The 26,037-nt window shown below is 69.4% G+C and carries 20 protein-coding genes and 1 pseudogene; 8 read left to right on the top strand and 13 right to left on the bottom strand.

Annotated elements, in window-relative coordinates:
- The first annotated feature begins 344 nt into the window (after positions 1-344).
- From RM479_RS20455 to RM479_RS27700, 5 genes and pseudogenes are all read left to right on the top strand, one after another.
- Entirely contained in the window at positions 345-1,187 is an 843-nt protein-coding gene (locus tag RM479_RS20455; RefSeq protein ID WP_311513387.1) for a nitrilase-related carbon-nitrogen hydrolase, read from the top strand.
- Positions 1,188-1,196: 9 nt separating this feature from the next.
- On the top strand, positions 1,197-2,603 hold the full coding sequence (gene hydA, locus RM479_RS20460; protein WP_311513388.1) for a dihydropyrimidinase: 1,407 nt from the start codon (positions 1,197-1,199) through the stop codon (positions 2,601-2,603).
- 16 nt (positions 2,604-2,619) lie between these two features.
- Positions 2,620-3,636, top strand: coding sequence for a TIGR03842 family LLM class F420-dependent oxidoreductase (locus RM479_RS20465; RefSeq protein ID WP_274812118.1), 1,017 nt, complete (start codon positions 2,620-2,622; stop codon positions 3,634-3,636).
- A 279-nt stretch (positions 3,637-3,915) separates the two neighbouring features.
- Entirely contained in the window at positions 3,916-5,535 is a 1,620-nt protein-coding gene (locus RM479_RS20470; RefSeq protein ID WP_311513389.1) for an NCS1 family nucleobase:cation symporter-1, read from the top strand.
- Positions 5,536-5,766: 231 nt separating this feature from the next.
- A pseudogene (locus RM479_RS27700) lies at positions 5,767-7,153 on the top strand (IS1634 family transposase); the annotation flags it as partial.
- A gap of 7 nt (positions 7,154-7,160) precedes the next feature.
- On the opposite strand, the gene RM479_RS20485 reads toward RM479_RS27700, so the two are convergent.
- From RM479_RS20485 to RM479_RS20500, 4 genes are all read right to left on the bottom strand, one after another.
- Positions 7,161-8,378: an ISAs1 family transposase gene (locus tag RM479_RS20485; RefSeq protein ID WP_311513391.1), complete on the bottom strand. Its 1,218-nt coding sequence runs from the start codon at positions 8,376-8,378 to the stop codon at positions 7,161-7,163.
- 318 nt (positions 8,379-8,696) lie between these two features.
- Positions 8,697-9,062, bottom strand: a complete 366-nt coding sequence (locus RM479_RS20490) for a transposase (protein WP_311513410.1) — start codon at positions 9,060-9,062, stop codon at positions 8,697-8,699.
- Between the two features lie 16 nt (positions 9,063-9,078).
- Positions 9,079-9,567 (bottom strand): winged helix-turn-helix domain-containing protein, encoded by a 489-nt coding sequence (locus tag RM479_RS20495; RefSeq protein WP_311513392.1) that lies wholly within the window; start codon positions 9,565-9,567, stop codon positions 9,079-9,081.
- A gap of 828 nt (positions 9,568-10,395) precedes the next feature.
- Positions 10,396-11,529, bottom strand: a complete 1,134-nt coding sequence (locus RM479_RS20500) for an RHS repeat domain-containing protein (protein WP_311513394.1) — start codon at positions 11,527-11,529, stop codon at positions 10,396-10,398.
- Between the two features lie 58 nt (positions 11,530-11,587).
- On the opposite strand from RM479_RS20500, the gene RM479_RS20505 reads away from it, so the two are divergent.
- Together RM479_RS20505 and RM479_RS20510 are read left to right on the top strand one after the other, a co-directional pair.
- Positions 11,588-12,193, top strand: a complete 606-nt coding sequence (locus tag RM479_RS20505) for a stealth conserved region 3 domain-containing protein (RefSeq protein ID WP_311513395.1) — start codon at positions 11,588-11,590, stop codon at positions 12,191-12,193.
- A gap of 655 nt (positions 12,194-12,848) precedes the next feature.
- Positions 12,849-14,948 (top strand): acyltransferase family protein, encoded by a 2,100-nt coding sequence (locus RM479_RS20510; protein WP_311513397.1) that lies wholly within the window; start codon positions 12,849-12,851, stop codon positions 14,946-14,948.
- Positions 14,949-15,045: 97 nt separating this feature from the next.
- On the opposite strand, the gene RM479_RS20515 is transcribed toward RM479_RS20510, so the two are convergent.
- Positions 15,046-16,242 (bottom strand): DUF6716 putative glycosyltransferase, encoded by a 1,197-nt coding sequence (locus tag RM479_RS20515; protein WP_311513399.1) that lies wholly within the window; start codon positions 16,240-16,242, stop codon positions 15,046-15,048.
- Positions 16,243-16,476: 234 nt separating this feature from the next.
- On the opposite strand from RM479_RS20515, the gene RM479_RS20520 reads away from it, so the two are divergent.
- Entirely contained in the window at positions 16,477-17,925 is a 1,449-nt protein-coding gene (locus RM479_RS20520) for a DUF418 domain-containing protein (protein ID WP_311513400.1), read from the top strand.
- Positions 17,926-17,994: 69 nt separating this feature from the next.
- Here the strand turns inward: RM479_RS20520 and RM479_RS20525 are convergent, their stop codons facing one another.
- The 8 genes from RM479_RS20525 to rplM form a co-directional block, all read right to left on the bottom strand.
- Positions 17,995-18,759 (bottom strand): crotonase/enoyl-CoA hydratase family protein, encoded by a 765-nt coding sequence (locus tag RM479_RS20525; protein WP_311513401.1) that lies wholly within the window; start codon positions 18,757-18,759, stop codon positions 17,995-17,997.
- A gap of 9 nt (positions 18,760-18,768) precedes the next feature.
- The gene (locus RM479_RS20530) at positions 18,769-19,542 is read right to left on the bottom strand and encodes an SDR family NAD(P)-dependent oxidoreductase (RefSeq protein ID WP_311513402.1); all 774 of its coding nucleotides are present in this window, start codon (positions 19,540-19,542) and stop codon (positions 18,769-18,771) included.
- Positions 19,543-20,076: 534 nt separating this feature from the next.
- Positions 20,077-20,205, bottom strand: a complete 129-nt coding sequence (locus RM479_RS20535) for a hypothetical protein (protein WP_311513403.1) — start codon at positions 20,203-20,205, stop codon at positions 20,077-20,079.
- Positions 20,195-21,202, bottom strand: a complete 1,008-nt coding sequence (locus RM479_RS20540) for a hypothetical protein (protein ID WP_311513404.1) — start codon at positions 21,200-21,202, stop codon at positions 20,195-20,197. Before RM479_RS20540 ends, RM479_RS20535 begins: the two co-directional genes overlap by 11 nt.
- Before the next feature lie 301 nt (positions 21,203-21,503).
- Positions 21,504-22,520 carry an ROK family glucokinase gene (locus RM479_RS20545; protein WP_311513405.1) on the bottom strand — a complete coding sequence of 339 codons (1,017 nt, stop codon included), beginning with the start codon at positions 22,518-22,520 and terminating at the stop codon, positions 21,504-21,506.
- A gap of 90 nt (positions 22,521-22,610) precedes the next feature.
- Positions 22,611-23,948 (bottom strand): phosphoglucosamine mutase, encoded by a 1,338-nt coding sequence (gene glmM, locus RM479_RS20550; protein WP_311513406.1) that lies wholly within the window; start codon positions 23,946-23,948, stop codon positions 22,611-22,613.
- Positions 23,949-24,107: 159 nt separating this feature from the next.
- A complete protein-coding gene (gene rpsI, locus RM479_RS20555; protein WP_274809954.1) occupies positions 24,108-24,617 on the bottom strand; it encodes a 30S ribosomal protein S9 in 510 nt (169 codons plus the stop codon).
- A 37-nt stretch (positions 24,618-24,654) separates the two neighbouring features.
- Complete coding sequence (rplM, locus tag RM479_RS20560; RefSeq protein ID WP_274809955.1) at positions 24,655-25,104, bottom strand: 50S ribosomal protein L13; 450 nt, start codon at positions 25,102-25,104, stop codon at positions 24,655-24,657.
- Positions 25,105-26,037 lie beyond the last annotated feature (933 nt).

Here is a 26,037-nt window from a genome sequence, read left to right on the forward strand (position 1 = left end):
CCGGCCGGCACCGTCCGAACGTCCGGGCTCACGGGCGGGCGACCGGGGTGTGGAGGGACCTATGAAATCCACTCCCGGAGGGGCCTCCAAACCTGGATCTTTCTCCATATCCTCACGCCGCGAAAAAGGGACATCGCCCCTCATTGTGTGGTTTTGTGAAATCGCGCAACACAAAGGAATCGCGTTCGCAAGGATGTCGGACATTGACCGGCCATTCCCCTCTCTCTAAGGTGCGATTCTCATCGCGCACCGCCCCGCCGCCACCCACGTGCCAGCAGGGCATACGCGGACTCACCGACCGCTTCCGGGCCGGCCGCGACGGCTCCGGGGGAACGAGGGGAACAATGCCGCACATCGTCCGCGCCGCACTCGTGCAGACCGAGTGGACCGGCGACACCGATTCCATGATCGCCGCCCATGAGCAATACGCGCGCGACGCAGCAGCCCAGGGCGCGAAGATCATCGGCTTCCAGGAGGTGTTCAACGCGCCCTACTTCTGCCAGGTGCAGGAGGCGGAGCACTATCGCTGGGCCGAGAGCGTCCCCGACGGACCCACCGTCACCCGCTTCCAGGCCCTGGCCCGGGAACTGAACATGGTGATGGTCCTGCCGGTGTTCGAGATCGAGAAGCCCGGGTTCTACTACAACACCGCCGCCGTCATCGACGCCGACGGCACCTACCTCGGCAAGTACCGCAAGCACCACATCCCGCAGGTCAAGGGGTTCTGGGAGAAGTACTACTTCCGCCCCGGCAACCTGGGCTGGCCGGTCTTCGACACCGCCGTCGGCCGCGTCGGCGTCTACATCTGCTACGACCGCCACTTCCCGGAAGGATGGCGGGCGCTCGGCCTGGCCGGGGCGCAGCTGGTGTACAACCCGTCGGCGACCAGCCGGGGCCTGTCCGGCTACCTGTGGAAGCTGGAGCAGCCGGCCTCCGCCGTCGCCAACGAGTACTTCATCGCCGCCATCAACCGGGTCGGCGTCGAGGAGTACGGGGACAACGACTTCTACGGAACGAGCTACTTCGTGGACCCGCGCGGACGGTTCGTGGGGGACGTGGCCTCGGACACCACCGCGGAACTGGTCGTACGCGACCTCGACTTCGACCTGATCGACGAGGTCCGCACCCAGTGGGCGTTCTACCGCGACCGCCGCCCGGACGCCTACGGGCCCATGGTCGAGGGTTAGGGGACGGCCATGGGACGCACCCTCATCACCGGCGGACTGGTCATCACCGCCGCCGACGAGCTGGAGGCCGACGTCCTCATCGAGGACGGGACCGTGGTCGGGCTGGCCCTGAGGGGCGGTGACACCGCCCACACCTGGGCCGGGAGCGACGCCGAGGTCATCGACGCCACCGGGCACTACGTCATTCCCGGCGGGGTCGACGCGCACACCCACATGGAGCTGCCGTTCGGCGGCACCTTCGCCTCCGACACCTTCGAGACCGGGACCCGGGCCGCCGCCTGGGGCGGCACCACCACCATCATCGACTTCGCGGTGCAGACCCCCGGGCGGCCGGTGCGCGCCGGGGTGGACGCCTGGATGGCCAAGGCCGAGGGCAACTGCGCGATCGACTACGGGTTCCACGCGATCCTGTCCGACGTCAACGAGTCGTCCCTGAAGGAGATGGACGTGCTCGTGGACGAGGGCATCACCTCGTTCAAGCTGTTCATGGCCTACCCGGGCGTGTTCTACAGCGACGACGGACAGATCCTGCGGGCCATGCAGCGCGGCGCCGCCAACGGCGCGCTGACCATGATGCACGCCGAGAACGGGATCGCCATCGACGTGCTGGTCGAACAGGCGCTGGCGGCCGGGAAGACCGACCCCCGCTACCACGGGGAGGTCCGCAAGGCCCTGCTGGAGTCGGAGGCCACCCACCGCGCCATCCAGCTGGCCCGGGTGGCCGGGGCGCCGCTGTACGTGGTGCACGTGTCGGCGGGCGAGGCCGTCGACGAGTTGGCGCGCGCCCGCGACCTGGGGCTCAACGTGTTCGGCGAGACCTGTCCGCAGTACCTGTTCCTGTCCGTGGACAACCTCGCCGAGCCGGACTTCGAGGGCGCCAAGTACGTGTGCTCGACACCGCTGCGGCCCCGGGAGCACCAGGAACTCCTGTGGCGGGCGCTGCGCACCAACGACCTGTCCGTGGTCTCCACCGACCACTGCCCCTTCTGCTTCAGCGGGCAGAAGGAACTGGGCCGGGGCGACTTCTCCAAGATCCCCAACGGCATGCCCGGGGTGGAGAACCGGATGGACCTGCTGCACCAGGCGGTGCTGGACGGGCACATCGGCCGCCGCCGGTGGATCGAGCTGGCCTGCGCCACCCCGGCGCGCATGTTCGGGCTCTACCCGCGCAAGGGCACCATCGCGCCGGGCGCCGACGCCGACATCGTCGTCTACGACCCGAACGCCGAGCACGTCATGTCCGCCGAGACCCACCACATGAACGTGGACTACTCCGCCTACGAGGGCAGGCGGGTGACGGGCCGGGCCCGCACCGTCCTGTCGCGCGGCCGGGTCATCGTCGACGGCGGCGCGTACCTCGGCACGGCCGGGGACGGCCGCTACCTGACCCGTGGCACCTGCCAGTACCTGATCTGACCCGCGAGGAGAGCACATGGACATCGGACTCGTCCTCCAGACCGACCCGCCCGCCGATCTGCTGGTGGAGCGGATGGCTCGGGCCGACCGGCTCGGGTTCACCCACGGGTGGACCTTCGACTCGGTGGTGTTGTGGCAGGAACCGTTCGTCATCTACAGCCGCGTCCTGGAGCGCACGGAGAACCTCGTCGTGGGCCCGATGGTCACCAACCCGGGCACCCGTACCTGGGAGGTGACCGCCTCCCTGTTCGCGACCCTGAACGACATGTTCGGCAACCGGACGGTGTGCGGGATCGGCCGAGGCGACTCGGCGATGCGCGTCGCCGGGCGCAGCCCCGCCACCCTGGCCCGGCTCTCCAAGGCCATGACCGCGATCAAGGACCTGGCCGAGGGCCGGGAGGCGGACGTGGACGGGGCGACCTTCCGCATCCCGTGGGTGCGCGACGGTGCGCTGCCGATCTGGATGGGCGCCTACGGGCCCAAGGCCCTGGAGCTGGTGGGGCGGCAGGCCGACGGGTTCATCCTCCAGTTGGCCGACCCGTACCTGACCGAGTGGATGGTCAAGGCGGTGCGCAAGGCCGCCGTCGACGCGGGCCGCGACCCGGCGGAGATCACCGTGTGCGTGGCCGCCCCGGCCTACGTCACCGACGGGTCGGCGGAGGGTCTGGCGCACGCCCGCGAGCAGTGCCGCTGGTTCGGCGGGATGGTGGGCAACCACGTCGCCGACCTGGTGGCGCGGTACGGGCACTCGGACGCGGTCCCCCAGGAGCTGACCGACTACATCGAGGCCCGGCAGGGCTACGACTACAGCCACCACGGCCGGGCCGACAACCCCGACACCGCGTTCGTCCCCGACAGCGTGGTGGACCGGTTCTGCCTGCTGGGGCCGGTGAAGGAGCACGTGGCCAAGCTGGAGCGGCTGCGCGCGATGGGCGTGGACCAGTTCGCGGTCTACGCGATGCACGACGACGTGGACGGGGTCATCGACGTCTACGGGCGCGACGTGGTCCCCGCCGTGTCCCGACGGTCCTGAACGCGGTCGCCCGGGGCCCGCGCCCCGGGCGGCCCGAGGGGACTTCACCGACCGATGCCCCACCCGGAACACGGAAGTCACACGGGGCGCGCACACTGCCGGGGCGGGCACGGCGACAGCCGCTACGAGCCGTCCTCGCACCCTCGGTGACGTGCGAGGATATCCGACGGCCCGAAACGGGTCCGGAGTTCTCCAGCGTTCCGACGAAGCCCCGTCACCCGTGGGCCCGACGCCGAGCCCACCCCCTGATCCCCCGTATCCCCGAAGAGCAGGTGCCCCGTGACCCAAGCCCCACCCACCCCGGAACCGAGCGCCGTCACCCACCCCGACGGGCGCGTCTCCCTGGCCGAGGGCGCGTCCATGCCCGAGAGCCCCTACGTCAACGAGGACCTCCAGCCGGTGCCGATGTCCCGGCGCACCTGGGGCACCGGGAGCTTCACCGCCCTGTGGGTGAGCATGTCGGTGAGCATCCCCGCCTGGACCCTGGCCAGCGGCCTGATCGCCGCGGGCATGGACTGGCGCCAGGCGATCCTCTGCGTGGTCCTGGGCAACGTCATCGTGCTGGCGCCGATGGTGCTGACCGGCCACGCGGGCGCCAAGTACGGCATCCCGTTCCCGGTGTTCGCCCGCGCCTCCTTCGGCCTGCGCGGCGCCAACCTCCCGGCGCTGCTGCGCGGCGCGGTCGCCTGCGGCTGGTTCGGCATCCAGACCTGGGTGGGCGGCCAGGGCGTGTACGTGCTCGCCGGGCGGATGTTCGGCGAGGGCTGGCTCGGCGCCGCCGAGGTCGGCGGCAACCCGTGGACCCTGTGGCTGTCCTTCGCCGTGTTCTGGGTGGTGCAGGTGCTCATCATCCTGTGGGGCATGGAGGGCGTCCGCAAGGTACAGGTGTGGGCGGCCCCGCTGATGATCGTCGGCGGTGCGGCCCTGCTGGTGTGGATGGCCGTGGAGGCCGGCGGCGTGGGCGTCATGCTCGCCGCCGCCCCCGAGGGACTCGACTGGAGTCCGTCGTTCTGGGCGCTGTTCTTCCCCTCGCTCATGGGCGTCATCGGTTTCTGGTCCACGCTGACCCTGAACATCAGCGACTTCACCCGCTTCTCCAGCTCCCAGCGCGCCCAGACGGTGGGCCAGTCCCTGGGCCTGCCCACCACGATGACCCTGTTCTCGCTGCTGGCCGTCATGGTGACGGCGGGCACCGCCGCCGTCTACGACGAACCGCTGTGGAACCCGATCGACATCGTCGCGCAGATGGGCAGCGGCCTGGGACTGCTGTTCGCGATCTTCGTCGTGCTCTTGGCGACGATCTCCACCAACGTCGCCGCCAACCTGGTGGGGCCCGCCTACGACCTGGCCAACCTGGCGCCGCGCCTGATCGACTTCCGCACCGGGGCGATCATCACCTGCTTCCTGGGGGTGCTGATCTTCCCCTGGAAGCTGCTGGAGAACGAGAGCGTCTACATCTTCACCTGGCTGGGCACCGTCGGCGGTGTCCTGGGCACGGTGGCGGGCATCCTGCTCGCCGACTACTGGGTGGTGCGCCGGACCCGGCTGGACCTGCCAGGCCTGTACCGGCGCGGGTCGGAGTACTGGTACGGCGGCGGCTGGAACTGGCGGGCGCTGGTCGCGTTCGGCACCGGCACCCTGCTGGCCGTCGGCGGTTCCCACTCGGGTGTGGACGCGGCGACCGGCGCGAAGCTGGGCCCGTTCCCCGAGGACGGCCTGATCCCGCCGCTGGCACCGCTGGCCGACTACGGCTGGGTGGTCGGACTGGTCAGCGCCTTCGTCCTGTACTGGGTGCTGAACCTGGTGGCACCGGTGCGCGTCCCGGCCACCGGTGACGCCGGAGCGGCTCCGGACGCCGGCGAACCGGAGCAGCGTGGCCCGGAGAAGACGGACGCCTAGAACACCTGGAGAACACCCGATCCGTGGGGGCCGCACCGTCCGGTGCGGCCCCACACCCCTGTGCACGTCACAGTGACGTGGGACATGCGTTACCCGGTCGTGACCGGTGTCCGACCTGACTCGTGCCACTTTTGAGCATCGCGGCAAGGAACAAGCTGCTGAACTGGTCTGATAGTGCTCGGGAAGGATGGCTGGGGTGACTAATCAAGGTGCCGGCCATAGCGTGAACGAGTGGCATCGTTCATCCGGAAGGTCACCACCGCATCAGGCGCGCAAGCGGTCCAGATCGTCCATAAGAACGGCCGCCAGATCGTGGACATCGACCACATCGGCTCGGCCCACAACGACGCCGAACTCGCCGCGCTGATGGAGATCGCCACCAACGGCTGCACCCCGGCCAGCTCACCCTGGACCTGGATGTGGGACCGGCACCTGCGACAGAACCCGAACCCGCGCCCCACACCGGCACCGGCAGCGGCAGCGGCCCGAGGGGCGTGGGCGCCCGTTCCGAACTGCTGTGGGACACCCTGGCCGATGCCTACACCCGCCTGGGCTTCGATGCCGTGCGCGATGCCACCTTCGCCAAGCTCGTGCTCGCCCACATCGTGGAACCCACCTCCAAGGCCGACACCCTGCGGGTCCTGGGAGAACTCGGCGTGTCCGTACCCTCGCTGCGGACCGTCTTTCGGTGCCTGGCCCGCTGCCAGGAGCACGACTACCGCCGACGAATCACCGACGCCTGCCTGGCCCACGGCCGCTCCACCACGGGCCTGGCCCTGATCATGTACGACTGCACCACCGTGTACTTCGAGGCCGAGAAAGAGGACGGTCTGCGCAAGGTCGGGATGGGTAAGGAAAGCCGCGTGGACCCGCAGATCCTCGTCTGCCTGCTGGTGGACGCCACCGGGTTCCCGCTGGCGGTGCACTGCTTCGAGGGCAACAAAGCCCAGGCCAAGACGCTGCTGCCCGTGGTCACCGACCTCATCGAAGGCCTGCCCGAGGCCTAGGACGTCGTCGTGGTGGCCGATGCCGGCATGCTCTCGGCCGCCAACCTCAACACCCTGGAGAAAGCGGGACCACGGTTCATCGTCAGCTCGCGCATCACCAAGGCGCCCTACGATCTGGCCGAACACTTCCAGACCTGCGGCACCTACTTCACCGATGGGCAGACTCTCGAATCGGCGCGGGTGATGGGCACCGGCCGTAACGCCCGCACCCGCAGGGTGGTCTACCAGTACCTGTTCGAACGCCACCAGCGCGACCAGCGGGCGATCAACGCCCAGATCACCCGGGCCGAGAAGGTCGCCGACGGGTCTCGGCCGCTGAAGAAGGACCGGTTCGTGCGCCTGGACGGCGCTGCCAAAGGGGTGGACTGGGGCCTGGTCCAACGGGCCCGGGACCTGGCCGGGCTGAAGGCTACATCACCAACATCGGCCCCGAGGTGATGGGCGGCCAGGCGGTGATCGACGCCTATCACGACCTCTACCAAGTGGAGCGGTCCTTCCGGATGGCCAAGTCCGATCTGGCCGCGCGGCCGGTCTTTCACCACGTGCGCGAATCGATCGAGGCGCACTTGACCATCGTGTTCACCGCTTTGGCCGTCTCCCGGCACCTCCAGGGCTCGTTCAAGTTCCCGAGAGGTCGGGTTCGTAACCGATCCCGTAGAACGGCAGAGCGTGTTCGGGTAGGTCCCGGATCGCGCGGGTGGTCTTGGCGATGTTGTCCGCCCCCGCCGACTTCAACACCCCGATGGCCAGGTTGCGCAACGCCGCCATCGCCCGAGGAGCGCTGCCGGTGTGGACCGTGCAGGCATCCTCGCCGAACGTCACGTCCCGGATGTGGTGGCTGGAGTTCTCGATCGCCCAGTGTCCGCGCACGTAGGCGGCCAGATCGGCGGGTGTGGCCTGGTGGGCGTCCAGGCTGGTGACGGCGAACACCGTCTCGCGGGTCTGCTTCTTGCCGGTCTCCTGCTGGCGGCGGTGGACCCGCAGCACGAGCCTGGCGTGGGAAAAGCAGATACCGCCGAGGCTGTCGGCGATGCCCATGACCTTGATCGACCGGGACTCGCGGCGCCCGTGGCCCTTCTCCGAACGGGTGTGGGCGATGGGTGTCCTGCCCCAGGGCAACCCTGAGATCTGGGCGTGCAGGGTGGGCTGGTTGCCCTTGACCATGGCCACATAGTGGGCGCCCTTGCCCTTCACCAACCGTTTGAGGTGCTCCTTGACCGTGTGCAGGGCATCGAAGGTGACCACCCGCCCGGCCAGGTCCAGGCCCTGGAGCAGGGGCAGGAAGTGGCGGGTCTCGTTCGTTTTGGCACCGACCTCACTCTGGGCCAGGGTCAGGGGCGGGTGGTGGGCCAGGGCGGAGAGCAGGTGGCGGCGCGGCTGGTCGAGCCGGGCCGAGCCCTTGAGGGCTTTGCCGTCCACGGCGATCGCCGGGAGTGCGGGCCGTGCGTTGTCGGTGGCACCGTCGCCGTCATCACCGGTGGCGGTGGTGGCGTGGTGTCGGTCGGCGAGGTAGGCGCAGATGGCCGCGTCCAGGGCGTGGGCGTTGATGCGGCACAGGACGCGGTCGATGGTGCAGGCCGCCGGGGAGCGCCGGTAGTGCAGGGGGTGGGGGCGCACGCCGAGCGCCGTCAGGAGGCGCAGGGGGGCGCGTTGTCCCCATTCGGCGATCTCCTCGATGGTCTTGGCGCCGGAGGCGGCCGCGCAGGCGCAGATGGCCAAGATGGCGTCCAGGGGGTGCCACAGGCCGCGCAGGAATCGGGGGTCGGGGATCGCTCGTAGGTAGGTGCGCAGGTCGGGAATGGTGTGTGGATCGATCGGGCTCAGGTTCGCGAGCACGGTCGGGATCGGGGATGATGAGAGGGCGGGCACGGGAGACCTTCGGGATCATTTGGCTTCGACACCACAATGATCGCGGGTTCCCGTGCCTGTCTGCGTGCACGGTTGTGGTCTGCCCGAACCGGACGATCCTCACTGATCCGGAACTTGCACGGGCCCTGTCCAAGCCCACCGAGTCGATGAACCCCCGCAGCAGATCGGTGCGTTTGCGCACCAGACGAAGATGCGCGTTGATCACCTGCTCCAGCTCCTCCAGGCTCCGGAACAGACGGCTTCTGAGCACCCGCTTCAGGTGCGCCCACAGCGTCTCCACCGGGTTCAGCTCGGGCGCGTACCGGGGGGCAGGAACACCACCCGCACCCGGTCCCGTGCCGTGATCTGGGCGGTCATCCGCTTGCCCGAGTGCGAGGAGTGGTTGTCCCAGATCAGCACCACCGTGCTCCGCAACGCCCGGTGCAGACGGTCCAGCAGGGTGGGCAGCATCGCGGCGGTGATCGCAGAGCGCTGCACGGTGTGGAACAGCTTCACCGTCCCGGTGGCGGGGTGCACGCACAGCCATCCGACGGCGTTGGCCCGCTCCCGTCGGCCCCGGCGGGTGGCCACCAGCGGGGTGCGCCCCCTGCGCCCCCAGGTGCGGCGGGTGGGCGGGGACGTGCTCGCCCCGCACTCATCGGCGAAGACGATCCACGCACCACGGGTTTCAGCGTCCTCTTTTGGCCCGGGGCCACACCTGGGTGCGCCACCGGTCGACCTCTTCCTCGTCTCCTTCGGCGGCCCGCGTCGCGGGCACCTGGTGGGAGAAGCCCATCCGCTGCAGCAGCCGCCACACCCCGGAGGGATCGGCGTAGGAGACGCGGAAGTGCTCGTTGATGAGGTGGTTGACCCGATCCAGGGTCCAGGACTGGTCGGGCCATCCGTGCTCGGTGGGGCCAGAGTCCAGCAGGGCGGCCAGGGCGCGTTCCTGGGCGCCGTTCAGGAAGGGTTCGGCGCCGCGGGGGCGGGCCGCCAGCGCGGCGGGGCCCTCGCTCTTCCAGATGGTGTGCCACGTGTGGACGGCTTGTCTGCTCACGCCGAGCAGGCGGGCGATCGCGGCTTGGGACAGCTCGCCCTGGTCGAACAGCTCCGCGGCGACCAGGCGTCGTTTCTCGTACTCGGCAGGGGTGCGGGGAGAGGAGAGGGGAAGCTCCATGAGCAGGGTTTTCCCAGCTCACTCGAACGTCAACCCACACATCAAAGATCAGTACGCGCCTATGCCCGCAACACCCACTGGGCGCTCAACGCGCTCACGGTCGGCAAACCCCAAGAGCAACTTTGAAACCGCCCTGCATCGAACCCTCCTTCCCGTTCGGGACACACGAAGAATCGAGGTTGTCGATGCCACCCGTCCCCGCATCGGCGTGACCAGCAAGCGCATGCTTTCACCCTTCCGAATGCTTACAAAAGAACTCAATTTATTCGATCGTTCCAGAAGAGATGGTAAATCGAAAGCCCCAATGGAATAAGAGACAAGAAAATAGCCAACAAAGGAATCGGATCCACAGACCCCCGGGAAAATATATCAAACAAGAGAACAGACAAAGCAAGCATGAAAGAAATGAAAGATGCCGCAAGCAAGATAAATATGAATTTTCTCCAACCCATAATTTCACCCAATCAATTCACCATGTCGCACAAAAACGCGAAAACATTGAAACTCTTTCATTTTTGCCAAAAATTAATTTCTGGATGAAACAAAATATCACCACAGGATCACTGAAGGGGCCTCCTGATATTACCGATCAGGCGGACATTCAAAATCAGACATTACAGAGACGACATACGGCGCGAAGATCGCTTTGCGATACTTCACTCACATGACCCTTGAGCTTATACAACAACAAGACAGGCAAGACGCGAGATAGAAACAGGTGGCGGAGCACAGACATCTTACCCCGCCACCTACAGCCCCAAACAATTGTTCTTGCACTAAAGAAAATCTATCAAAATTCCTCCACGCACCCCTACACAAAGCTAACGATCAGCAGACATACGCGGCATCCTGAATTGAAACGTACATCAGCGCAGACCCCCCAACAAAGGCAATCCCTCCAATGACTACAGCGACTACTGGAGTTCCAGGGGCTGCCACCATCGCGCCTGCAGCAAACGCAGTCATTCCAGCCCCGACCGCTATAACAACTGCCCTGACACACTGATTTCGTGGATCATAATTTGTCCCCTCTGGTTCTGTGCCAGAGGGCTCATCCGTGGGCTCAGGACGGTTGAATCTTACAACAGAAAAGGATATCGCATTCATCCCAAAATTAGAACCATTGGATTTCCCCTTGCCCATAACGCGAGAGATCGCCATTGGCCCATGGAAAGAATTTCCCCTTTCGCCCTTTTGGAGACTTCTTTGCCCGATAATTTTTTCCCGGTTCGCCTTTTCACGGGCGGCCTTCGCGGCCGCGGCCTTGCGGGCGGCGGCGATGCGCATTGCCGCGGCCTTGCGGGCAGCGTTGGCGGCCTTCGCGGCGCGGATCTGGGCAGCGCGGATCTTGGCCGCGCGGATGGCAGCCTGCCGAGCCTGGTAAGCACGGATCGCGGCCTGGCGGATTCGGTAAGCACGGATGGCGGCCATGCGGGCCTGGTAAGCACGGATGGCGGCCTGCCGGGCCCGGTAGACAGCGGCCCACTTGCGGGCCTGGGAGAAGCTCTTACGGTAGTACAACCCGTCGGGGTCCGTGAACGACGTCGGGTTGTTATTCGCGTACGCGTACCCGTTCATCTGCTGCGAATCAGCGAAGTCGACGACCGGGTCCGCCGAGATGAACATCCCCGTTTCACCGTCGTAGGAGCGTACCCCCAGTCGGGTGAAGCCGGCCTGTTCGTCGACCACTCCGCCCACGTAGCCGCGCGAGTTCGGCCAGGTCCCCGTGGCGGTACCGCGTTCAGTGCCGAAGGCGGTGAACCTGCGGCGAACGCTCTCACCGGTCAGCGAGTTGATCGCGAGCTGCCCGATCTGGTGATGCTCGGAGAAGATCCAGTGCAAGTCCCCGCCGCTGGAGCGGCTGGCGATGACCTCCCCCTGGTGCTCGTACAGGCGTGTCCCCTGGCTGGTGAGCTCCTGCTTGTTGAAGGAGATCTCCGTTCCGGGCAGGAACAGGGTCACCGTGTCGCCGTCGTCGCGCAGCAGGCGTTCGCCCTCGGCGTCGTAGACGAACCGAGAGGTGAGGCTGTCGGAGCACTACCTGTACTTCAACGACGACGTGTTCCTGGCCCGACCGGTGGGCACCGACCGGTTCTTCCACGCCAGCGGTGCGGCGCGGCTGCCGTTCTCCCCGCACCAGTTCGGAGTGGGCGAGCCGGTGACCGGGGAGGCGGCGCCGAACTCGGCGGGCAAGAACGTGCGTGAGCTGCTGGCCGCCGATTTCGGACGGCACATCACCCACAAGTTCAAGCACGTCCCCCACCCGCAGATCCGCTCGGTTCTGGACGAGCTGGAGGAGCGCTACGCCGAGGCGATCGACCGCACGGTGCACGCCCGTTTCCGGGCGCTGACCGATGTGGGGGTCGCGGCCACGCTGCACCACCACTACGCGCTGTTCACCGGTCGGGCGGTTCCGGGCGAGTACGCGATGCGCTACATCGACATCGGCGCCGACGACACCGCGGAGAAGCTCGCGGCGCTGGAGGCCGACCCCACCGTCGAGTTCTTCTGCCTCAACGACTTCGACACCCCGCCCGAGAAGCAGGAAGAGGCCACCGCCATGGTCCACCGGGTCCTGACCGACCGCTTCCCCTTCCCCTCCCGGTTCGAGAAACCCGGAGTCTGACCGCCGGTCTCCACGGCCGGACGGACGGCCACGGAGCGGGGCGTCGACCGCATGCTGGACGGGCGCGGCTGAGCGCGCTTTCGGATGTACGAGGACCCCTGACCGCGCAGGTCCGGGGGTCCTCGTACATCCGGAGGGCTCGTGTGTCCGGGAGGCACCAGCCACTGTCAGGCTCTTCGGCGTCCAGCGGTGCGAGCACCCCGAAGGTGCCCTCGTCGGCGTAGAAGTTCTCCTCCCTCTTCCTCCTACTCGTCCTCCTCGAAGCGCGACCCCATACGTGTTCCCTCCTGTCGTGCGACCGGCTGTGAACAGGACGCGGGTTCGGTCAAACACGTTGCCGTGAATGCCCCGTACATCAACAAAAAGAACACGGGCACGGGAAGGCCGATAAGCCTTCCAGGTGTGAACTCGGACACTGTTTCCGCAGCTCAGGGCTACACATCAACACAGATTTCATCTCGACTGGACAACGTCGACCCTTATATGGCCAGATCCGGTCAAAGCCATCGGATACTGAAAAAGCAGGGCATTCCCCGAGCGCCGTCATCCCTCCGGCGCTCAGCCGCGCGCCCATGGCCGCCGCCCCCTGCGCCCTCATCTTCACCGAGCCCAAGGCCCATCCGTGTCCTCTTCCGCCCAGAGTCCCGTGTTCCGCGTGCCCGAGGTCCGTCGCCGACGCGACGACATCGAGGGACTGCGGGGGATCGCCGCCCTGCTCATCGCCGTCTACCACATCTGGTTCGGGACGGTCTCCGGCGGCGTCGACGTCTTCCTGATCCTCACCGGGTTCCTCATCACCGGATCCATGGTGCGGGCGCTGGAACGCGACGGGCGCATCGGCATCGGCGCGTTCTGGAGCCGGACCGCCCGGCGGCTCTTCCCTGCCGGGGCCGTGGTCCTGGGCGCGGTCCTGATCGGGGCCTTCCTGTTCCTGCCCCGGTCGGGCTGGACCGCTGTCATCGCCGAGGTGCGGGCCGCCGCGCTCTACCACGTCAACTGGCACCTGGCGCTGGGCTCGGTCGACTACATGGCGCGGGACTCCGCCTCCAGCCCGGTCCAGCACTTCTGGTCGCTGGGCGTGCAGGGGCAGTTCTACCTGCTGTGGCCGATCCTGCTCACCCTCGTCGCCCTGGCCGCCGTACGCCTGGGCGGCGGGGTCCGGACCGCGGTGACGGCGACGGTGACCGGGGTGTTCGCCCTGTCGTTCGGCTACTCCCTGTGGATCACCTCGACCGAGCCGACGTGGGCCTACTTCGACACCGGCGCCCGCCTGTGGGAACCCGCCCTGGGCGGACTGCTCGCGCTGCTCATGCCTTATCTGCGCGTGCCCCGGGCGGTGCGCGCCGTCGCCGGGTGGGTCGGCCTGCTCGCCCTGATCTCCTGCGGCGTGATCATCGGCGACTCGCTGCCCTACCCCGGGTACGCCTCGCTGTGGCCGATCACGGCCGCCGCGCTGATCCTGGTGGCCGGCGCCGACGGGGAGCCCGGCCGGTGGTCCGCCAACCGACTGCTGGGACTGCGCCTGCTCACGTGGCTGGGCCGGCACTCCTTCACGCTGTTCCTGTGGCACTGGCCGGTGCTCGTCTTCTACCTGGAGGTCACGAACCGGGTGAAGCCGTCGATGACCGGCGGCCTCATGGTCCTGGGCGCCTCCTTCGCGGCGGCCCTGGCCACGTCGTGGATCGTCGACGGCGGTGTCGACCGGGTCCTGCGCGACCGGCGGTCACCGTCGTGGTCGCTGGCCGCCGGTGTGCTGTTCGCGGTCCCGGTCCTGCTGGGCTCCCTGCTCTGGAACGCCGGGATCGAGCACGAGCGCGAGCTGCGCGCGCGACTCAGCGCCGACCCGACCGCCTACCCCGGGGCGGCCGTGCACCTGAGCCCGGAGCTGGCGGCGAGCCTGCCGTCGCTTCCGGTGTATCCGGACACCACCACGGTGAAGCGGGACACCATCTCCCAGACCAGCGCGTGCAACGTGACCATCCCCGACGCGGAGCTGATCTCCTGTGAGTTCGGGGCCGTGGACTCGGAGTACACACTGGTCCTCACCGGCAGCTCGCACGCACGGCACTGGTTCCAGGCGCTCCTGCCCATCGCCGAACACCACGGGTGGCGGCTGGTGATCATGACCAAGAACGCCTGCCAGTTCAGCGCCGAGGAGCAGGTCTTCGAAGGCGCGGTGTACGAGGAGTGCAACGCCTGGAACGACCAGGTCACGGCGGAGCTGGAGCGGATGCGCCCGAACGCGGTGTTCACCCTGGGCACGTTGACGCAACAGGGCGACGGAAGCCTGGAGCACGTGCCGGCCGGGTTCGTGGAGAACTGGCGGTGGCTGGAGGAGCGCGACATCGACGTGGTCGCGGTCCGTGACACGCCCCGCTTCTCCTTCGACGTGGCCGACTGCGTCGACCGCGGCGGCGCCGGGGCCTGTGCCGAGGACCGGGCGTACACCCTGGCGGAGGTCTCGCCCCTGGAGGAGGCCGAGGACCTGCCGGCGGGAGTGCGGGTGGTGGACCTGTCGGACTACCTGTGCCGGGACGGTCGGTGCCCGGGGGTGATCGGCAACCAGTTGGCCTACTACGACGACAACCACTTCTCGTACGCGTTCTCGTCGTCCCTGGCGGTCCTGCTGGAGCCGCTGCTCCTGGAGGCACTCCCGGACGCCCCGGTCGCCGACACCACCCTCACCGACCACACCTCCACCCTGATCGACGGGCGCACCGAGGCAGCCGCCGATCCCACCGTCACCCTCCGCTGACCCCCGCCCGGCCTCCCCGAGGGGGCCGGGCGGCCCCGGACGCGGGACCCGCCGGTCGCGACGGACAGCCTTCGGGTGGGGTGCGGACGGCGAGGGCTCAGTGGGCGGGCCAGGGTGCGCGGGGCCCCGGGCGCAGGAGGGACGGGGCTCCGCCCAGATCGGCGAGGATCCGCCGGCGGGCGCGGCGGTGGACCGACTCGTCGAGCAGGGGCGGCCGGGCCGGGAGCTCCCCGCGCCGGGCACGGAGCACCAGCCCGGCGAGGCGGCGCGTCCAGTCCTCCCGCTCCGGCGGGTGGAAGTGGTTCTCCCGCGCCCACCGGGGCGAGGGGACCCGGAAGCGCACGGCGCGCACGTCGTCGAGGGTCCCGAAGAGGTCCCCGTCCTCGAACACCGTCGCCCCGACGTCGTCCCCGACGTCGCTCAGGACGATCACCGGGACGTCCATCGAGATCGCCTCCAGCGCCGTCGGCGAACCGACGGTGACCAGTCCCCGTGCCCGGTCCAACTGGGCCGCGACGGGACCGGCCCGGAAGAGCACCGTGTGGTCGTGGACGCGACCGGCCGCCACCAGGGAACGCCACAGCTCCTCGTAGTCCCCGCCCGGGGCGGCCGTCCGCCGCTCGCCCGGACAGACGACGACCTCCAGGTCGGGCCGGTTCTCGGCGAGGTCGGCGAGCGCCTCCAGGATCCGTTCGCGGTGGCGCGGCGGCACCGGAACGTGGTCCTGGGCGGCGAACACCACACGGTGCGGGCGGGCCCTGCGGGGTTCGCGCACGATGGGCAGCGGTGTCCCCGCCAGCGCGACCTCGGCGCCGACGCCGATCTTCTCCCCCAGTTCGGAGAACGCCGTGACCTCGCGCAGGCTGTGCAGCACGAGAAGGTCGACGCGGGACCGGTGGAGCCATTCGTGTTCGCCGGCGGGAAGCGCGGGCACCGGAAGGGTGGAGACCACGACGGGTCGGCGGCGACCGGTCGGCAGGATCCCGGACAGGGCGTCGGTGACCCGGGCGGTGCAGTTGAGCATGACGACGTCGGGGACCCGACGGCGGATCAGACGGCGCAGCTCGGGCAGGGTCAGGACCGGTACGCGACGGCCGGCCAGCCCGGTGTCGGCGACGGCGCCCCGCAGCCGGGCGGGCGCGGGGGCGACGGGTGACCGCACGACGGCGAGGCCGACGGTGTGACCGTGCCCGGGCAGGGCGTCGAACATGGACGCGGACAACCGGACGTACTGCTCGGTGTCCGCCACGGCCACGACCGTCAGGTCCATGCCGCCGAGGTCGGGGTCGCTCACGTCGGTCCTCCTGGAGGTGTCCGTGCGGCACCGGGAACACCGAGGCGCCACGGTGGCGGGGTACGCCGACAGCCTACACACACAAAGTATCGACCCCGATACCCTTCGGAGTAATGACTGTTCGTCCCGGTGGGCGATGGCTCCCCGGCCTCGGTGACCTCCATCACCGAACCGTCCGGCTCGCGGTGCGCGTTGATCGCAGTGCACGTTGAGGAATGACGCACAGGGGGGCGCATGGCCGTTGTCGAGGCCGTAGGGCCGGCGGGGGACGCCGAGGAACCGAGGGCCGTCCGGCCACGCGAACGCCTGGTGGGGGTGGACGCGGCTCGGGGGGTCGCGCTGCTCGGGGTGTTCATCGCGCACATGGGGGTGCCGTTGGCCCTCCTCCTGACCGGGGGCGTCGACGTCCACGACGCCGAGAAGGAGATCGAGGGGCTCGGCGGCACCCTCGTGGAGTGGATCTCGATCGCGGTGAGCGGCCGGTCCGCGGCGTTGTTCGCCTTCCTGGCCGGGATCTCCCTGGTGCTCCTGGCCGGGCGGAGCCGCCCCGGCACCCGCACGGAACGCAACCGGGTCCGGGTGCGGATCGCGGTGCGCGCGCTCATTCTCATCGCGATCGGTTACGGTCTGGCGGTCCTGGGCTCCCTGGCGGTCATCCTGCACTTCTACGGGGTGTTCTTCCTCCTGGCGATCCCCCTGTTGTGGCTGCGCACCCGGCACCTGGTGGCGCTCGCCGTGGCGGTGGCGCTGATCGGCCCGCAGGCGACCTTGGCCGCCCAGTACCTGATGCCCGTGGACGGCTGGTTCCAGAGCGTGTCCGACGAGGAGGGATGGACCGAGGAGGACGAGGCGGAGTGGGCGTCCACCTGGGGGGACCCGGAGTGGGCGGAGTCCAAGGAGGCGTACTGGAGTTCCCTGGAGGGGTCCGACGGCGAGGACCTCCTCTCGGAGGGGGACTCCGTGGAGGGCATGCCGCTGTTCACGTTCGACATGCTGGAAGGCCCTTTGGACTTCCTGTTCCTGGGCCTGTACCCGGCGGCGGTGTTCATGGCCTACGTCCTGGCCGGGATGATCGTCGCCCGCACCGGCCTGCGGTCCCGGAGGGTGCGCCTGTGGCTGGTCGGAGCGGGGGTCGGCATGGCCGCCCTCGGCTACGGTTCGTCCTGGCTGCTGCTCGGCCCGCTGAGCCGGTTCCTGCCCGAGGACGGCGAGTACGTCTCCTGGTGGTCGTTGTTCGAGGCCTACTCGCACAGCAACACCACCGTCGAAGTGGTGGGCAACACCGGGGTGGCGATGGCCGTGATCGGTCTGTGCCTCCTCCTGGCCGAGACCCGACCGGCACGGATCGCGCTGTACCCGATCGGGGCCATCGGAGCCATGACCCTCACCCTCTACACCGCCCACGGGGTGCTGTTGTGGGCCGTCTACGGGATGCTCCTGCCCGCATGGGCGTGGCCGGTGGAAACGTACACGGTGGAGATCACCCTGGTGGCCTCCCTGGTCTTCGCCACGGTGTGGCGCCTCACCCTGGGCGCCGGTCCGATGGAGCGGCCGACCACGGCGATCTCACGGTGGGCCGCCCGCGTGGTGGTGCGCGACGGGTCGGACGCGACCGCTCCGGCGGTCACGCGGGACCCGGCCGTTCAGGAGCCGGCCGTGAACGAACCGGGCGCGAAGGAGTGACGGCACGGCGACGGTCGCCCTCGATGAGGGCGACCGTCGCGCGCGAACCACGGGTGACGTGTGGGAGGACTACTCGCCCCGCCACACGGGGGCGCGCTTCTCGGCGAAGGCCGTCGCGCCCTCCATGGCGTCCCGGCTGACGAAGACCGGGCCCGCCAGCTCGTTCTGCCGATCCCACATGTCGGCCGTGGACCAGTCGTCCGACTCGGTGATGATCTGCTTGGAGACGCGCACCGCCAGCGGACCGTTGGCGGCGACCCTGGCCGCCAGCTCCTTGGCGCCGTCCAGGGCACCGCCCTTGGCGGTGACCCGGTTGACCAGGCCGAGCGAGGCCATGCGCGGGGCGTCGACGAAGTCGCCGGTGAGGGCGAACTCCATGGCGAGGTTGCGCGGGACGCGGTGGTGCAGGCGCAGCAGACCACCGGCGCCGGCCACCAGGCCGCGCTTGACCTCGGGGATGCCGAACCGGGCGTCCTCGGCGGCCACGACCAGGTCGCAGGCGAGCACCGCCTCGAACCCGCCGGCCAGGGCGTAGCCCTCGACGGCGGCGATCAGCGGCTTCTTGGGCGGGGACTCGGCGAACCCCCCGAACCCGCGGCCCTCGACCAGCGGGACCTCGCCCCTCATGAAGGCCTTCAGGTCCATCCCGGCGCAGAAGGTGCCCCCGGCGCCGGTGATGATGCCCACCGTCAGGTCCTTGCGCGAGTCCAGATCGTCGAGAGCCTCGGCGATCCCCCGCGCGACGGCGGCGTTCACCGCGTTCTTGGCCTGGGGCCGGTTGATGGTGATGACGGCGACGCCGTCCTCGGCCGTGTAGAGAACCTCGTCGGACACGGTCTCCCCCTACTTCGGCGGCATGCGGAGGGCGCCGTCGATGCGGACGACCTCACCGTTGACGTAGCTGACCTCCAGGAGGGTGCGGGCCAGCTTGGCGAACTCCGCGGCGGTGCCCAGTCGCTTGGGGAAGGGCACCGGGGCGGCCAGCCGCTGCTTGAACTGCTCGGACGCCTCGCCCTCACCGTAGATCGGGGTCTCCAGGATGCCGGGGGCGATCGTGTTGACCGTGATGCCGACGGCCGCCAGGTCGCGGGCCGCGGGCAGGGTCATGCCGATGACGCCGCCCTTGGAGGAGGAGTAGGCGATCTGGCCGATCTGGCCCTCGATGCCGGCGAGGGAGGCGGTGTTGACGATGGAACCGCGTTCGCCGTCCTCGTTGAGGGGCTCGGTCTTGGCGATCTCGGCCGCGGACAGGCGCAGCACGTTGAAGGTGCCGATGAGGTTGACCTGGATGACCTTCTGGTAACTGGCCAGGTCGTGGGGGTTGCCGGACTTGTCGACGGTGCGGGTGGCCCAGCCGATGCCGGCGCAGGAGACCGCGACGCGGAAGGGGGCGCCGGTGTCGACGGCGGCCTGGACGGCGGCCTTGACCTGGTCTTCGTCGGAGACGTCGGTGGCGACGAAGACGCCGCCGAGTTCCTTGGCGATGGCCTCGCCGCGTTCGGCGTTGAGGTCGGCGATGACGACGGTGGCACCGGCGGAGGCGAGTTCCCTGGCGGTGGCCTCACCGAGGCCACTCGCGCCGCCCGAGACGAGGGCGGAGATTCCGTTGAGATCCATGGGCCGCACTCTACAGAGGATGTGACCCACGCACTAGAACCGGGTTCGGTCAATCGGGCACGGCGCTCCGACCCCCTTCACCCCGCCCCGCCCCGCGCGACCGAAAGTGGCGCACATCACCGCGAGAAAAACGCATCCGCCCTTCCCCGAAGCCTTCGTCAAGACGGTCGAGACAACGCATGCATCTACCGCGCCAACAGACGAAGCGCCGAAGGAGTGTCATGAGAGCCCCGGCGCGAACGCGGCCCCGAGGAACACTCCTGAAAGAATCCCGAGAAGTCGCGGAAATCCCCGTGCGACTTGTGCTCAGCAGGGCCGATCCCCTCCAGGAGGCCGACTTCCGCGCGTAGGCACACGCTCACGAAAGGGGATCGTTCGGCTTCCGGAAAAAGGGACGACACCCATCCAGGGGAATGGCATGATCGAGGCCGATCGGCTTCGGCACCCCGTTCCATCACCTCGTTCACCCTCGGATCCGTGCTTTGCGTGTCACCGCCGTCATTCCCGCCCGGGGTGGTTCCAAGGGGATTCCGCTCAAGAACACGGCCCGGTGTCCCACGTGTCCTCGGGCAGGGAGCCCAGGAGGGCCGCCGACCACGTGAGGTGGGAAGCGGAGTCGGCGATCGCCGTGACCCGGATCCGGCCGTCGCCGTCACGCTCCACCCGTGTGCTCCTCATCGTTGACCAGGGCGGTGGTCACCGCCAGTTCCTCGCGCAGTCCGGGCGACGCCAGATCCGTCCACCAGTGCTCGGGAACACCGTCCACGCCGATCCCGGCCCCGCGCACCAGCAGGCGCAGGGAGACCAGGGCGGTGGAGGGCAGCGACCGGACCGTGTGCCGGGGTCCCAGGCCGCGCAGGGACAGCTCGACGGGCAGTCCGTCTCGGACCAACCGGACCCGCGGATCGGCGGCCAGCCGCTCCAGGACCCGGGGATCCTCCCGGCGGTGCGGGTGGTAGGCCACGGGACCCTCCGCGAGTTGGCGGTCCACCCACCCCAGGTACTCCGGGGCCCGGACCAGACCGTCGTTGACCAGGGCGGTGCCCAGGACGACCCGGTGTTCGACCGGGTGATCGTACCGGGGCAGGGAGCGCAACAGCGGGAAGTCGTGGCGCATCACCCGGATCCCGGCGGTGCTCGCCGCCGCCAACAGGTCCTCGGGCAGCGGGAGCATGGTGAAGACGGTGAGACGCCCCTCCTCCACGGCCCGGCGCAGGACGTGCCCGGCCGCGGCGCCCAGTGCCAGCCGGCTCGGGGTGCGTCTCACCCGGGCGCGCAGCACGGGTTGCGCGGTGGGCGAGACCAGCAGCCGCAGCAGGTGCCGCACGGCCAGGCCGTCGTCGACCAGCACCAGGCGGCAGCGTGGCGCCCGCAACAGCGACCGCTGCACCTGTCCGGAGAAGGCGTCGCCGATGACCCAGTTGAAGTCGGCGGTCTTGGGGCGGGTGGGACGCCGCGCAAGCGCGGCGGGCGGGGTGGCGGGGAAGAGGCCGCGCAGCGCGGCGTGGACGTCGCCGAGCCCGGCCGAGTCCTGGCGCAGCAGGATGCAGCCCTGGGTGGACAGTCCGTGCGCCGCGTAGGCCTCCACGGCGGACAGGAACTGGAGCGGGGATTCCACCCACGCCGACCCGTGCCCTTCGAAGGCCCAGGGTACGTCCATGGGGAGAATGGGGTTCACGACGTGACTTTCTCGAATCAAGCAGACACGTGGAATCCCAGAGTACAGATCGGATGTAACGACCGGTGGACGAAGTGCCGCCGGTTCGGGACAGTCTCCTACGGTCGTTCCGGCCCCGCCCGGAACACCGGACCTCCCGGTTCCACCTCACCCGGTCACCCCCGGTCGCCGTGCTCCCGCCAGGGGACGACGACCGGATCACGGTGGGCCGGAGAATCGTCTCCGGAGGTTCCGATGACCGCAGACCCGCTCCCCGGGTCCGGGAGACACGTCGCGGTACCGGTCAGCGGCGGCGGGAACGGCGCGTGATGCGGCGGCGGCGCGTCGGCAGCGCGTCGCGCGCCAGGTCGGCCGCGCCCACCAGACCGGCCTCGTTGCCCAGGGCCGCGGCCACCACCCGGGCCTCGGGCCGGTAACCCCGACCGGTCAGGCCGTGCTCGAACGCCTCGCGAGCGGGCCCGAGCAGCAGGTCCCCCGTCTCCGAGACGCCTCCGCCGACGACGAACAGCTCCGGGTCGAAGGCCGCCGCGAGGTCGGCCAGGCCCGCGCCCAGCCACTGGCCCGCCTCGCGCATCAGCTCGGCGCAGGCCCGGTCGCCCTTGCTCGCCAGCTCGCTCACCAACGGCCCGGTGATCCGCCGCACGTCCCCCTCGACCGCCTGATGCAGGGCCCGGGCGACCGGCGACTCCGACGCCACCAGCTCACGGGCCTCCCGGACGAGCGCGTTGCCGCTGGCGTACTGCTCCCAGCACCCCCGGTTGCCGCACTCGCACCGGTGCCCGCCCGGCACCACCGTCATGTGGCCGAACTCGCCGGCCAGCCCGTACCGGCCCCGGTACAGGCGACCGCCCAGGACGATCGCCCCGCCGATCCCGGTCCCGAGGTTGACCACGACGACGTCGTCCACCCCTTGGGCCGCACCGGAGCGCACCTCCGCCCAGGCGGCGGCGTTGGCGTCGTTCTCCACCACCACGGGCAGTCCCAGGCGCGACGACAGCGCCTCCCTCAGCGGTTCCTCCCGCCATGACAGGTGGGGGGCGAACAGCACGTTCGCGCGATGCTCGTCCACGAAGCCCGCGGCGCCCACCCCGACCGCCCGCACCGGGTACTCGGCGCGCAGCTCCTCCACCACCGACACGATCGTGTCCTCCACGACCGCCGGGCTCTTGCTGCGCTCGGGGGTCTCGGTGCGCACCCGGGCCAGCACCCGGCCGCCCGGTGCGACCACACCCGCGGCGACCTTCGTGCCGCCGATGTCCACGCCGATCGTCAAGGCGTGCCCGTACCGTGTCCGGCCCATCGTTCCCCCGATCGCTTCCGATCATCCGATCACGACGACGCGCGCCCGGGTTCCGTACCCGAACGCGCGTGTCGATACCACTGCCGCGCCTCAGCCGAGGGCCGAGCGCACCACCCCGGCCAGACGTTCGGCCACCGCGGTGGCCTGTGCCTGTTCGGGCGCCTCCACCATGACCCGGACCTTGGGCTCGGTGCCGCTGGGGCGGATGAGCACCCGGCCGGTGTCCCCGAGTTCGGCCTCGGCTGCGCGCACCGCCGCCCACAGCTCCTCGGAGTCGGCCGCCTTGGACTTGTCCACGTCCGGAACGTTGATGAGCACCTGTGGCAGCCGGGTCATCACCTTGGCCAGCTCCGCCAGCCCCTGGCCGCGGTGCGCCATGGCGGCCAGCAGGTGCAGAGCGGTGAGCACACCGTCGCCGGTGGTGGCGTGGTCCAGCAGGATGACGTGGCCGGACTGTTCACCGCCCAGGTTGAAGCCGCCGCGCCTCATCTCCTCCAGCACGTACCGGTCGCCCACCCCGGTCTCCGTCACGGTGATGCCCTCGCGCTCCATGGCCAGTTTCAGGCCGAGGTTGGACATCACGGTGACCACGAGGGTGTCCTCGGCCAGCCGCTTCTCCTCCTTGGCCTCGACCGCCAGGATCGCGAGGATGTGGTCACCGTCCACGACGTTGCCGCCGGCGTCCACCGCCAGGCAGCGGTCCGCGTCGCCGTCATTGGCGATGCCCGCGTCCGCTCCGTGCAGCCGCACCGTCTCCTGGAGCACCTCCAGGTGGGTGGAGCCGCACCCCTCGTTGATGTTGTGACCGTCGGGCGCGTCACCGATCGTGATGACCTCGGCGCCCGCCCGGCGCAACACGTCGGGCGCCACCGTGGCGGAGGCGCCGTTGGCGCAGTCCAGGACGACCTTGAGCCCGCGGAGGCCGTGCGGGGCCGAGGCGAGGACGTGATCGATGTAGCGCTCGCCGCCGCCGGTGGCGTCGGTGACCCTGCCCACCGCCGCGCCCACCGCCGGGGTGGAGGGCACGCCCAGCAGACCCTCGATCTCGTCTTCGAGGGCGTCCTCCAGTTTGTGACCGCCCCGGGCGAAGAACTTGATGCCGTTGTCCGGAGCCGGGTTGTGGCTGGCGGAGAGCATCACGCCGAAGTCGGCGTCGAGGTCACCGGTGAGGAAGGCCACAGCGGGGGTGGGCAGCACGCCCACGCGCACCACGTCCACTCCCGTGCTCGCCAACCCCGCCACCACAGCGGCCTCCAGGAACTCACCGGAGGCGCGCGGGTCCCGGCCCACGACGGCCTTGGGCCGGCGGCCCTCGATGCCCGCGGCGAGCACCCTCGCCGCGGCTATGGACAGCTCAAGGGCGAGCGTGGCGGTCAGGTCGCGACCGGCGACCCCTCGTACACCATCTGTACCGAACAGCCGTCCCACGGGCGACAGCCCCTTTCAGCGGTGGCGCCGCGTCCGGCGCCGTGGAGTTCAGTGTGACCGACAAGCCACGCGAAATGGAAAAACCCGTACGCCGTCCCCGTGTTGGCGGGGACGACGTACGGGTCGAAGCTCAGCCGAGCGCGAGCCGGCACATGAGCCTTAGCGCTTGGAGAACTGCGGCGCCTTGCGGGCCTTCTTGAGACCGGCCTTCTTACGCTCCACCTCACGGGCGTCGCGGGTCAGGAAACCGGCCTTCTTCAGGGTCGGGCGGTTGTTCTCCGGGTCCAGGGACGCCAGGGCGCGGGCGATACCGTGCCGCAGAGCGCCGGCCTGACCACTGGGGCCGCCACCGTTCATCCGGGCGAAGACGTCATAGGCGCCGTCGAACCCGAGGGAGACGAAGGGCTCCTTGATGGTCTGCTGGTGGACCTTGTCCGGGAAGTAGACCTCAAGCGGCTTGCCGTTGATCTTCCACTCACCCGAGCCGGGCGCGATGCGCACGCGGGCGATGGCGGTCTTACGGCGGCCGGTGCCGGCGCTGGGCCCGGAGGCGGTCGGCACGTAGGCCGCGACCGTCTCGTCGGACTCGCTCGTGTACTCGGAGGGGAATTCCTCCGGGTTCTCGACGTACTCCTGCTCGGTCTCTTCGATACCGGTGGGCTCGACCACGGTTCTCCTCGTGTTTTCTGTGAAGTCTCGCGAACGCCTAGGCGGGCTGCTCGATCTTGATGATTTCGAACGGAACCGGCTGCTGGGCCTGGTGCGGGTGCTCCGAACCGGCGTAGACCTTGAGCTTCTTCGCCATCTGGCGGCCGAGAGAGCCCTTGGGCAGCATGCCCTTGACGGCCTTCTCGATGGCCCGCTCGGGGTTCTTCTCCAGCAGCTCGGCGTAGCCGACGGAACGCAGACCGCCGGGGTAACCGGAGTGCCGGTAGGCCCGCTTCTGCTCCAGCTTCTTGCCGGTGAGGGCGACCTTGTCGGCGTTCACGACGATCACGAAGTCGCCGGTGTCGATGTGGGGCGCGTAGTACGGCTTGTGCTTGCCCCGAAGGAGCGTGGCAACCTGGCTCGCCATACGCCCGAGCACGAGATCGGTAGCGTCGACAACGTGCCACTGACGCTGGACATCGGTCGGTTTGGGGCTGTAGGTGCGCACGATCGTTTGCCTTCGCTCTTCAGTCGGCTGCCCCATCCCCCTGGTTCGGGATGGTGGACTCGTATACGAAACGCGCCCGCGGGCGCGGGGTGTTTGGCCGGACGTCCCGTGCCACTTCTTCAGGACGGTCCGGTGGTGAGTGCGCAGACGATGGTGCGTGGATCGGCACCCGATCCGTACTCGTATCGGGGCCCACGGCAACTCAAGCGCACGACGGAATATCCTACTGGCCACCATAGCGCAGGTCAAAGCCAGCGGCGGGGCAGACCGGCAGGACCACGCTCGGCGGGGAAAGCGCCGGCACGGGGTCACATCCGTGACCTCTCCGTCTTTCATTATGCCCGTTGCGTGGAGTGCTTCGTCCTGTCCGCGCCCCCATATTGGCTACCCTTGCACCGAAAGGCCGGTCTCCGCCCGGAACGACGGGCGCCGACGAGACGCCCGTCACCCCGGTAAGCCAGTGGAAACAACGCGGGCGCGGGCTTTGGTCCAGTCCCACCCCCAACGCCTCCGGAGACTCCCATCAGCACCCATCCGAACCCGCCACAGTACGGTCCCGACGGGCCGGAGTCCGGTGACGGCCAAGACCTGCTCGGTTCCCCGCCCGCACATTCCCAGTACCCGTCCGGCCCCCAACAGCCGCACGGCGCGCCCGGTCAGCCCTTCCCCCCGCACGGACTCCCCCCGGGGCCGCAGGCGCAGCCGCAGAGCGCCCCATTCGCCCCGAGCGGCCCGCAACAGGGCCAGCCGGGCCACCATCCCCTCGGGGCCCCCCAGGCGCCCTCGGTACCGCAGGCGCAGCCGCAGGGCCTTCCCGGCGCCCCGGCCCCCTCGGATCCCGCCCCTTCCCCGTACGGCGGTCCCACCGGCGGGCAGCCGGTCCCGCCGGTCCGGTACCAGCCCGCCCCCCTGCCGCCCGGTCCGCCCCAGAGC

Source organism: Nocardiopsis lambiniae (assembly GCF_031845465.1).
GTDB classification, from domain to species: domain Bacteria; phylum Actinomycetota; class Actinomycetes; order Streptosporangiales; family Streptosporangiaceae; genus Nocardiopsis; species Nocardiopsis lambiniae.